Raw genomic sequence first — 9,050 nt, 5'->3', positions numbered from 1 at the left:
GTGTTGTGTTTGGTGTTTGTGGGGTGGGGGGGGGGGGGGGGGGGGGCGCGGGCGCCCCCCCCCCCCCCGACCCGCTAGACGGGCACGGTGACGATCCGCTCGTCGTCGAAGGTGCGCACCTCGACGGCGACCACGTCCTCCGGCGCGATCAGCGCGGAACCGTCGAGGTTCGTGCCGTCCCTCTCCCCCGCCGGCGAGACCAGCCAGCTCCCGGCCTCCTGCCTGCTCCCGTCCCGGGCGACCACGAACAGCCTGCACTTCTCGTTGGCCGCGACGCCCGCCACCGACGCGTTCACCCGCACCCAGCCCGCGGCGGGCCTGACCTGCACCGTCATCCGCGCGCCGGTGCCGGGGTCGGTCGCCGTGCCCAGCCTGGTGCCCGCCGGCGGCGCGGGCGCCGTCGACGGCGTCGGCAGCAGCACGTCCTCGGTGGGCGCGGTGCCCCGGCCCACGGCGAAGCCGCCGCCCAGCACGATCGCGGCCACCGCCGCCGCGACCAGGCCCGTACCGACCCGGCGGCGGCGCAGTTGACGGCCGCGCTCCGACCGCACCTGCCGCAGCGCGCGCCGGAGCAGCAGGTCGCCCCCGTCCGGCGGGCCGTCGAGCAGCGCCTCGGGCGGCACCTCTCCCATGGCCTCCTCCCACGCCCGCAGCTCGGCCAGCTCGGCGCGGCACGACGGGCAGGCCGCCAAGTGGTCGTCCACGGCACGCACCTCCTGCTCGTCGAGCACACCCAGCACGTAGGCGCCGAGCAGCTGTGGATCGTGGTTCGCGGTCATCCGGCCACCCCCTTCAGCGCGACCTGTTGTCCGGCGAACGTCTCTCTCAGCGCGCGTAAGGCGTAGTGCGACCTCGATTTCACCGTTCCGGGTGGCACCCCCAGGGCCTCCGCCGCCTCGGTCACGCTCCGGCCGCGGAAGTAGATCTCCAGCAACACGTCCCGGTGGTCGGACGACAGCCGGTCCAGCGCTTCGAGCACCACCACCGAGTCCACCACGGCGTCGGCGTGGTCGCGCTCCACCGGCGGGGCCACCGGCGTCTCGGCCACCTCCTGGGGGCGGGACGCCTTCGCCCGGAACCGGTCGGTGACGATGTTGCGCGCCACGGTGAGCAGCCAGCCGCGGACCGAGCCCTTGCCGTTGACCAGGGCGTCCGGGTGCCGCCAGGCGCGCACGAGGGTTTCCTGGACGACGTCCTCGGCCGCCGCCCGATCGCCGGTCAGCCGCGTCGCGTAGGCGAGCAACGCCCGACCGTGCTCCTCGTAGAGGGATCGGATCAGCGCCTCGTCGGCCGCGGCCTCCCGTTTCCGGGACCACAAAGCCGCCATCCACCCACTCCTCTCGTCAACCCGTCCCCACGCACACGGATCCCGGGGGCGTTCGGTTCAGGGCGGCGGCGGGGGAGTTCGCCGGGCGGCGTCACGGGCAGGAGCGGCCGGCGTTCAGGCAGGCCACGACCTCGTCCATCAGGGCGTCGGGCATGACGTTGACGAACATCGCGTGGTCGGTGCTCGGGTCGCGGTGCTGCTCGGGGAAGCTGTCGACGGCGAACGGCCGGCCCGGCGGCACGTCGTAGGCGACCCGCAGGCGCAGCCCGGGCACCGGGAAGGTGCCCTGCCGGCAGACCCCGTTCGCGGCGGGGAACTCGACGTGCGCGCGGTGGCTCGGGCTGTCGGTGTTGCGGCCGTCCCAGCAGCTGGGGAAGACGAAGGTGCGCAGGACCCTGCTGCCCGGCGCGCACCCGGGGTAGCGGTCGGTCCACCGGTCCTCGAACCCGGTGCAGCTCCACCGCGCGGTGCCGCGGCCGGTGGTGGTGGCGGCGGGGTCGCCGGTGATCGCCCGCAGGAAGCGGGGCATCGCGACCACCCGGCTGACCGGGTTGCCGGTGAAGGTGACGGAGACGCTGTCCGGTGGCAGGACCTCGCCGGTGTTGCCGTGCGCTCCCCCGCCCGGCGCGTGCTCGTCGTGGCCCCGGCGGTCGGTCAGGCGCAGGACCGGCCAGTAGTAGGTGGACCGGTCGCCCGCGGCGCAGGTGCTGCCCGCGGCGGCCAGGGACCCGTCGGTGGAGTGGGCGTCGGTGCTGGTGTTGCCGACGTACTCGTGGGTGTGGTGGGCGCCGTGGGTGCGGCCCGGGGTGATCACCACGTTGTCGGCGTTGAGGTGGCGCCGCTCGTTGCGGCCGCAGTCGAGGGTGAAGGAGCCGGTGGAGGCGTCCTCGGTGGTGGTGACGTCGTCCACGGCGACGGGCACCTGGTCTATCGCCACCGTCCGGCTCTCCGAGCAGCCTGCCGCCAGCGAGAGGACCAGGAGCGCGGGTAACCACCTCACGCGGAACAGCTTATTCGGCCGGGGCCGGAGGGGGCGCGGGCTCGGCACCGGCTGAGACGCGGTGGCGGGCGGAGGGCGCGCGGTGCCCGGGTGGAGGACACGCGGTGCCCGAGTGGAGGACACGCGGTGTCCGGGTGGAGGACACGCGGTGGGTCAGGGGGTGGTGGTGATCAGGGTTCGGTCGTCGGTGGTGACGATGCTGATGGCGGACAGGTCGGCGGGGGCGACCGCGGCGGCCCCGGCCAGGGTCGTGCGGTCGCGGCCGGGCGCCACCCAGCCGCCCGCCACGTGGTGGTGGCCGCCGGTGTCGGTCACCACCAGCCGGCAGCGGTGGCCCGGCGGGATGCCGTCGACCTCCGCGCGCAGGCGGACCCAGCCACCGGCCGGGGTGACCGTGGTGGTCAGGTGGACGCCGGCCGGCGAGGAGGCCACCAGGACCCGCTCCCCCGGCGCGTGCTGCCGGCCGAGGTGGACGCCCCCGGCCAGCACCGCCGCGGCGAGCGCCGAGCCCACCGCCGCGACGACGGCGCCGCGGCGCCTGCGGTCCCGGGTCCGCTCGGCCCGGACCAGGCCCAGCGCGCGTTCGAGGATCGGGTCACGCATCTCTTCTCGTTCAGCCGGGGCCCGGGGCCTGCGCTCCGGGCGGTGACGGGTGCGGCGAGCGGTCGGCACCGGCGCGGTGCCCCCCTCGACGGTGGACGTCACCTACACGGTCCTGCCGGCCGTTCGGTTCGACGGGCGCCCGGCGTGTCTACTGTGGACCGTCGTGGGCCGGCAGGCCGTACACCGAGCGCAGCCACACGCAGGCCAGCGCGTCGACCAGCTCCCGGTCCCGGGCGGTGGAGCGGCGCGAGCGCGAGCGGTTCAGGAAGCTCTGCTCGTTCATCGACACCAGGACCGCCGCCAGGACCCGGGCGTCCGGGCCCCCCGGCGCCGTGCCCGCCGCGCGTTCCAGCTCGATCTGGGTCGCCGTCGCCTCGACGAAGCGGCGCGCCACGTCCGACCAGAACTCGCGCATCAACGGGTCGGTGTCCCGCGCCCGGACCGCCGCCCGCAGGACGGCGCCGTGCTTGCGCCACAGCGCGAGGCTCGTGCCCAGCGCCCTCCGGATGGCGGCCTCCGGCGGCTCGTTGCCCCGGCGCAGCCAGGTCGACGCCGACTCGTACAGGGCGTCCAGGGCCGCGCCGGACAGGGCGTGCAGCACCGCTTCCCTGGACGCGAAGTGGAAGTAGAACGTCGACCGCGAGATGCCCGCGCCCGCGGCCAGCTCGTCGACCGCGATGTCGTCCAGGGAACGGGTCTGCAGCAACCGCTCGGCGGTGTCCAGGATCGCCTGGGAGGTGAGGTCGCCCTTGCTGGGCCTGCGCCGCGACCCGACCGTGCCGGCACGTGGGGACATGGCGGACATCCTGGGTTCAGGGGCACCGCAGCCGCAAGCTCTTCGCGCACTCCGCGACCAAGTCGAGCAGATCGGGCACGGGCCGGCGCGCGTCGGCCCGCCGGTGGGGGTACACAGGACGGGTGGACCCACTCCGGGCATTGCGGCAGGTCGCGCTCCGGTTGGAGCGCGCGGGCGAACCCCCGTACCGGGTGCGCGCGTTCCGGCGGGCCGCCGACGTGGTGGGGGCGCTGCCCCGCGGCGAGCTGGAGCGCCGCGTCGAGGAGGGCACGCTGACCGACCTGCACGGCATCGGCAAGTCCACCGCGGGCGTGGTCGTCGACGCGCTGGCCGGGCGGGAACCCGCCTACCTGAGCCGGTTCCGCGAGCCGGTCCCGGTCGGCGGGCAGGAGCTGCGGGCGGCGTTGAAGGGCGACTGCCACGCGCACTCGGACTGGTCCGACGGCGGCAGCCCGATCCGCGAACTGGCCGAGGCCGCCCGGGACCTCGGCCACTCCTGGGTGGCGCTGACCGACCACTCACCCCGGCTGACCGTGGCCAACGGCCTGTCCGCCGACCGGCTGCGCAGGCAGCTGGAGGTGGTGGCGGAGCTGAACGCCGAGCTGGCGCCGTTCCTGGTGCTGACCGGGATCGAGGTGGACGTCCTCGACGACGGGTCGCTCGACCAGCAGGAGGACCTGTTGGCGCAACTGGACGTCGTGGTCGCGAGCGTGCACTCGAAGCTGCGCATGCCCGCGCCCGAGATGACCGCCCGCATGGTCGCGGCGGTGTCCAACCCGCACGTGGACGTCCTGGGCCACTGCACGGGGCGGCTGGTCACCGGCAAGGGGCGGCCGGAGTCGGAGTTCGACGCGGTGGAGGTGTTCGCCGCGTGCGTCGAGAACGACACCGCGGTGGAGGTCAACTCGCGGCCGGAGCGCCGGGACCCGCCGGGGCGGCTGCTGCGGCTGGCCGTCGACATGGGGTGCGCCTTCGCCATCGACAGCGACGCCCACGCGCCCGGCCAGCTCGACTGGGTCGCCTACGGGTGCGAGCGGGCCGAGGAGTGCGGGGTCACGCCGGACCGCGTGATCAACACCCTGGGCGCGGCCGAGCTGCTGTCCCGCTGAACCGCCGTCCCCGACCGGGCCCTCAGCGGCCCGCGGTCGCCGGTCGCTGGGTGCGGGACGCGCGGACCAGGTGGCCGTACCAGGTGATCAGCGGCCCCGTCCGCCCGTCCAGCAGGCGCTGCCAGGTGGTCCGGCACAGCGCCCGGAACGGCGCCGGGTCCCACGCCCGCGCCAGGTCGGCCAGCGGCCGGTCCTGGACGTTGCCCAGGCCGTAGCGGCGGTCGAAGCCGTAGGACACCGGGACGGCCGCGCCGTTCGCCTCGACGACCAGCGGGGTGAGCCAGTGGCCCAGCGGGCTGCCCTCCTCGACGGGCGCGGCCATGAACGCCCGCGGGCTGCGGGCCAGCACGGTCCTCGGCACGGCGTCCAGCTGCACGGCCAGGCCGTGCTCCTCGGCGATCCGGCCCAGCTCCACCGCGGCGTAGGCCAGCTCCACCGCGTCCGGCCGCTCACCCGGCATGAGGCGGCCGGCCGCGCCCTCGGGTTCGAGCGGGTGGACCTGGAGCAGCAGGGCGCCGGAGCGGGCGGCGGCCACGGCGACCTCGCCGAGCTGGGTGGCGTTGCCCTGGGTGAGGGTGGTGACCACGCCGACCGGGACGCCCGCCTCGGTGAGCCGCCGGATGCCGGCCAGCGCCCTGTCGAAGCAGCCCTCCTGGTCCCGGATGCGGTCGTGGGTCGGCCGGTCGCCGTCCAGGGAGACCGCCACGAGGTCGACCAGCCCGCGCACGACGCCGATCCGGCGCTGGTTCAACGCGACCCCGTTCGTCGTCACGGTCGTCCGCATCCCCGCGTCCCGCGCCGACCGCAGCAGGGCGGGGAGTTCCGGGTAGAGGAACGGTTCACCGCCCGACACGTTCAGCACGTCGTAACCGAGTTCGGCGGCGTCCCGCACCACCCCGGACAGCACCGCGATCGGCACCGACTCGGCCACGTCGGGCCCCGAGCTGGAGTAGCAGTGCCGACAGCGCAGGTTGCACAACCTCGTGGGGTGCACCTGGAGCACCGCCCGACCGCCCGTCCGCCCCATGCCACCCTCCTGAGCGTTCGACTATCCATATGGAGCACGCTGGTTGGACCGTGATACGTCGTCGTGTCACGACGCTTCGGCTCAATTCGCTCGAAAGTGGGAACCTCTCTCCGGGTTGAAACGGCTCTCAAGAGGTCAGCGACTCCTTCAACAGGCGAAGCCGCCGAGCGCTCACCCATCGGGGGGAGGGGACATGCGCCGCGAGTTCACGGTTCCCGCCGACGCGGCCGACGCCGCTCGGCGCAGGTTGCTGCGCGACCTGCACGACGGGTTGGGCCCCTCCCTGGCGGCCGTCGCGCTGGGCCTGAGGGCCGCCAGGCACCTGGCGCGGCGGGACCCGGCGTCCGCCGGGCGGCTGCTGGCCCGGTTGGAGGACGAGGTGCACGCCGCGGTGGGCGAGGTGCGGCGGCTGGCCGCGGGCGCGTGCCCGGAGGTGCTGGCGCGGCTGGGGCTCGCGGGCGCGGTGCGGGAGCACGTGGCGTCGCTGGCCGGGCGGCACCCGGTGCGGGTGGACGTCGAGTGCGCCGGCCTGCCGGAGCTGCCGGTGGCGGTGCAGGTGGCGGCGTACCGGATCGTGTGCGAGGCGCTCACCAACGTGGTGCGGCACGCGGGCGCGCGGCACTGCGCGGTGCGGCTGGTGTTCGACGACCGGTTGCGGGTGGAGGTCGTGGACGACGGCGACGCGCCGTGGCCTTCCGGGGATGACGGGCACGAGGGGAGCGGCGGGCAGAGCGGTGGCGGGCACGGCGTGGGGCTCGCCTCGATGCGCGAGCGGGCCCGCGAGGTGGGCGGCACGTGGGTGGTGGAGCACGCCGCGGGCGGCACGCGGGTCGCCGCCGACCTGCCCGTACCCCGAGGGGTGTGACATGGCGCCCGCGCTGCGGGCCCTCGTGGTGGACGACCACCCGCTGTTCCGCTACGGGCTGTCGGCGGCGCTGGCCGCCGCGCCGGGCCTGGAGGTGGTCGGCGAGGCCACCGGCGGTGCGATGGCGGTGTCGATGGCCGCCGCGCTGCACCCGGACGTGGTGGTGATGGACCTGAACATGCCCGACCTGGGCGGGGTCGAGGCGACGAGGCGGATCGTGGCGCACGTCCCCGGCGTGCGGGTGCTGGTGCTGACCATGTTCGACGACGACGAGTCGGTGTTCGCCGCGATGCGCGCGGGAGCGCTGGGCTACCTGCTCAAGGCGGCCCGGCCGCAGCAGGTCGTGCGGGCGGTGCGGGCCGTCGGCGAGGGCGAGGCGATCTTCGGCCCGGCCGTCGCCGCGCGACTGCTGGCCTGCTTCGCCGGCGAGCCGCCCGGGCCGGTGGAGGCGTTCCCGGAGCTGACCGGGCGGGAGCGGGAGGTGCTGCGGCTCATGGCCGACGGCCGGGGCAACGCCGCGATCGCCCGGCGGTTGGTGCTCAGCCCCAAGACCGTGCGCAACCACGTGTCGCACATCCTGCGCAAGCTCCACGTCGCCGACCGCGCCCAGGCGGTGTCCCGGGCCAGGCGGGCCGGGCTGGGCGACGGACCGGGACACATCGGGACACCTGGTCCGTAGTGCCCGTGCGCGTCGTGCCGCGACGATGGCGGTGGGCGGTTCGGGCAGCACCTCGGGGCGGGGAGCGCGGCCCGTCCGGGCGGATGGCGGGAGCACGGCATGAACGGTGAGCAGATCGCGGTCGTCCTGCACGCGACGGACTCGATCACCAGGGCGGGTGTCACCGCGGCCCTGCGGTCGCGGCCGGAGATCAGGTTCGTGGAGCCGCACGAGCGGGCGCCGGTGGCGCTGGTGCTGCTGGAGCGGTGGGACGCCGAGGCACAGCGGCTGCTGCGCCGGCTCCAGGCGCCGGGCGGCGCGGGCATCGTGCTGGTGGCGGGCGACATCGCGGACCCGGAGCTGCTGAACGTGGTCGGCAGCGGCGTGTCCGCGGTGATCCGCCGCGCCGAGGCCACGCCGGACGCGCTGGTGCGGCTGGTGAGGGCCACCGCGGCGGGCCAGGGCGCGCTGCCGCCGGACCTGCTCGGCAGGCTGCTGGACCGGGTGTCGCGGTTGCAGCGCGACGTGCTCAACCCCCACGGGTGGACGATGGCGGGCATGTCCGAGCGGGAGACCGAGGTGCTGAGGCTGATCGCGGACGGCTTCGAGACCCGCGAGATCGCCGAGAAGCTGTGCTACTCGCAGCGCACGGTCAAGAGCATCCTGCACGACGTCACCAACCGCTTCCAGCTGCGCAACCGGGCGCACGCGGTGGCCTTCGCGCTGCGCGAGGGCCTGATCTAGGACCGCGGGGTCCGCCCGGGACCCGAGGGCGGTCGGGTCCCGGGCGCGAGGACCAGCGCACCCGGTCGACCTCGACCTCCGGCACCGCGAACCCGGCGCAGCGCGGCGGCCGTCTCCCGCGCACCGTCTCCCGCGCACCGACTCCCGGGCGTTCCCGCCGGCGGCGGCGCGGCGGACATCGGGGCAGCTCCGGCTGCCCGTGCGGGCAGGGGGCGGTGCGCCGGACGCGCGGGCCCGGTGATCGGGACACCACTCCAACGGCCGGTGCGGCGGGGGCCCCGCCGTGGTTAGCCTTCCCGGGGTTTCCGCGCCGGGCAAAGGAGCTCCGCCATGCCGAGCCGTGTTCGCCACGTCCTCCTCACCGCGGCCACCGTGGCCGTCGCGGCCGGCCTCGCCGCGGTCACGCAGACCTCGGCGCAGGCGGTGACCTGCAACGCGAAGGCGAACCTGACCGACTCGGGCGCCGCCCTGCACGGCCAGGCGGTCACGCTGTGCCGCGGCGGCACCCCGGTGCCGGGCGAGCCGACGCCGATCCACGTCGTGGACGACAGCGGCGTCATCCAGCGCCTGGAGCCTGGCACCGGCGAGTGGCACGTGGTGGCGGCCGGCTCCGGCGCCATCACCTACACGTGCGTCGGCACGGCCGCGAACAGCTACCGGACGGTGAACACGTCCGCCGGGAAGACCTCGGCACCCCTGACCGCCGCCTGCGGCTGACGCACCCGACCCCGCCCACGCCGGCGAGCTGACCTGCACGCCGTTCCCGCGGCTGGGGCACCCGGCCCTGCTCGCGCCCGACCTGCGCACCCGACCCTGCCGCACCCGACCCTGCCGCGCCCGACCCTGCCGCGCCCGACCCTGCCGCGCCCGACCCTGCGCCCCCGGACCAGCCCGCGCGCCACACCGCGCCCCACCCGCCTC

Annotated in this window: 11 protein-coding genes; 5 read left to right on the top strand and 6 right to left on the bottom strand. The window is 75.7% G+C overall.

Annotated features, from left to right (window positions below; genetic code table 11):
* Positions 1 to 74: 74 nt before the first annotated feature.
* From ACFV4N_RS26365 to ACFV4N_RS26345, 5 genes are all read right to left on the bottom strand, one after another.
* The gene (locus tag ACFV4N_RS26365) at positions 75 to 779 is read right to left on the bottom strand and encodes an anti-sigma factor family protein (RefSeq protein ID WP_499675283.1); all 705 of its coding nucleotides are present in this window, start codon (positions 777 to 779) and stop codon (positions 75 to 77) included.
* The gene (locus ACFV4N_RS26360; RefSeq protein ID WP_499675282.1) at positions 776 to 1,327 is read right to left on the bottom strand and encodes a sigma-70 family RNA polymerase sigma factor; all 552 of its coding nucleotides are present in this window, start codon (positions 1,325 to 1,327) and stop codon (positions 776 to 778) included. Before ACFV4N_RS26360 ends, ACFV4N_RS26365 begins: the two co-directional genes overlap by 4 nt.
* 91 nt (positions 1,328 to 1,418) lie before the next feature.
* Positions 1,419 to 2,327, bottom strand: a complete 909-nt coding sequence (locus tag ACFV4N_RS26355; RefSeq protein ID WP_499675281.1) for a DUF1996 domain-containing protein — start codon at positions 2,325 to 2,327, stop codon at positions 1,419 to 1,421.
* A 153-nt stretch (positions 2,328 to 2,480) separates the two neighbouring features.
* Positions 2,481 to 2,930 (bottom strand): hypothetical protein, encoded by a 450-nt coding sequence (locus ACFV4N_RS26350; protein WP_499675280.1) that lies wholly within the window; start codon positions 2,928 to 2,930, stop codon positions 2,481 to 2,483.
* 148 nt (positions 2,931 to 3,078) lie between these two features.
* On the bottom strand, positions 3,079 to 3,726 hold the full coding sequence (locus ACFV4N_RS26345; RefSeq protein WP_499675279.1) for a TetR/AcrR family transcriptional regulator: 648 nt from the start codon (positions 3,724 to 3,726) through the stop codon (positions 3,079 to 3,081).
* Positions 3,727 to 3,848: 122 nt separating this feature from the next.
* Between ACFV4N_RS26345 and ACFV4N_RS26340 the strand changes: the two genes are divergently transcribed.
* Complete coding sequence (locus ACFV4N_RS26340) at positions 3,849 to 4,835, top strand: PHP domain-containing protein (protein WP_499675278.1); 987 nt, start codon at positions 3,849 to 3,851, stop codon at positions 4,833 to 4,835.
* 22 nt (positions 4,836 to 4,857) lie between these two features.
* Here ACFV4N_RS26340 and ACFV4N_RS26335 read toward each other — a convergent pair whose 3' ends face one another.
* On the bottom strand, positions 4,858 to 5,862 hold the full coding sequence (locus tag ACFV4N_RS26335; protein ID WP_499675277.1) for a radical SAM protein: 1,005 nt from the start codon (positions 5,860 to 5,862) through the stop codon (positions 4,858 to 4,860).
* A 193-nt stretch (positions 5,863 to 6,055) separates the two neighbouring features.
* Here ACFV4N_RS26335 and ACFV4N_RS26330 point away from each other — a divergent pair, with 193 nt between their 5' ends.
* From ACFV4N_RS26330 to ACFV4N_RS26315, 4 genes are all read left to right on the top strand, one after another.
* Positions 6,056 to 6,727, top strand: coding sequence for a sensor histidine kinase (locus tag ACFV4N_RS26330; RefSeq protein ID WP_499675276.1), 672 nt, complete (start codon positions 6,056 to 6,058; stop codon positions 6,725 to 6,727).
* A gap of 1 nt (position 6,728) precedes the next feature.
* The gene (locus ACFV4N_RS26325; protein WP_499675275.1) at positions 6,729 to 7,406 is read left to right on the top strand and encodes a response regulator; all 678 of its coding nucleotides are present in this window, start codon (positions 6,729 to 6,731) and stop codon (positions 7,404 to 7,406) included.
* A 99-nt stretch (positions 7,407 to 7,505) separates the two neighbouring features.
* Positions 7,506 to 8,129: a helix-turn-helix transcriptional regulator gene (locus ACFV4N_RS26320; protein ID WP_499675274.1), complete on the top strand. Its 624-nt coding sequence runs from the start codon at positions 7,506 to 7,508 to the stop codon at positions 8,127 to 8,129.
* A gap of 330 nt (positions 8,130 to 8,459) precedes the next feature.
* Positions 8,460 to 8,846 (top strand): hypothetical protein, encoded by a 387-nt coding sequence (locus tag ACFV4N_RS26315; RefSeq protein WP_499675273.1) that lies wholly within the window; start codon positions 8,460 to 8,462, stop codon positions 8,844 to 8,846.
* Positions 8,847 to 9,050: the final 204 nt, after the last annotated feature.

It is taken from the genome of Actinosynnema sp. NPDC059797 (assembly GCF_042732085.1).
GTDB lineage: Bacteria > Actinomycetota > Actinomycetes > Mycobacteriales > Pseudonocardiaceae > Actinosynnema.
Note: the sequence above shows the minus strand (reverse complement) of the source record. Positions and strands in the feature narration are given on the sequence as shown.

Coding starts and splice junctions, on each gene's coding strand:
- ACFV4N_RS26365 (WP_499675283.1), bottom strand. CDS start 779: ATGACCGCGAACCACGATCCACAGCTGCTCGGCGCCTACGTGCTGGGT.
- ACFV4N_RS26360 (WP_499675282.1), bottom strand. CDS start 1,327: ATGGCGGCTTTGTGGTCCCGGAAACGGGAGGCCGCGGCCGACGAGGCG.
- ACFV4N_RS26350 (WP_499675280.1), bottom strand. CDS start 2,930: ATGCGTGACCCGATCCTCGAACGCGCGCTGGGCCTGGTCCGGGCCGAG.
- ACFV4N_RS26345 (WP_499675279.1), bottom strand. CDS start 3,726: ATGTCCCCACGTGCCGGCACGGTCGGGTCGCGGCGCAGGCCCAGCAAG.
- ACFV4N_RS26335 (WP_499675277.1), bottom strand. CDS start 5,862: ATGGGGCGGACGGGCGGTCGGGCGGTGCTCCAGGTGCACCCCACGAGG.
- ACFV4N_RS26330 (WP_499675276.1), top strand. CDS start 6,056: ATGCGCCGCGAGTTCACGGTTCCCGCCGACGCGGCCGACGCCGCTCGG.
- ACFV4N_RS26325 (WP_499675275.1), top strand. CDS start 6,729: ATGGCGCCCGCGCTGCGGGCCCTCGTGGTGGACGACCACCCGCTGTTC.
- ACFV4N_RS26320 (WP_499675274.1), top strand. CDS start 7,506: ATGAACGGTGAGCAGATCGCGGTCGTCCTGCACGCGACGGACTCGATC.
- ACFV4N_RS26315 (WP_499675273.1), top strand. CDS start 8,460: ATGCCGAGCCGTGTTCGCCACGTCCTCCTCACCGCGGCCACCGTGGCC.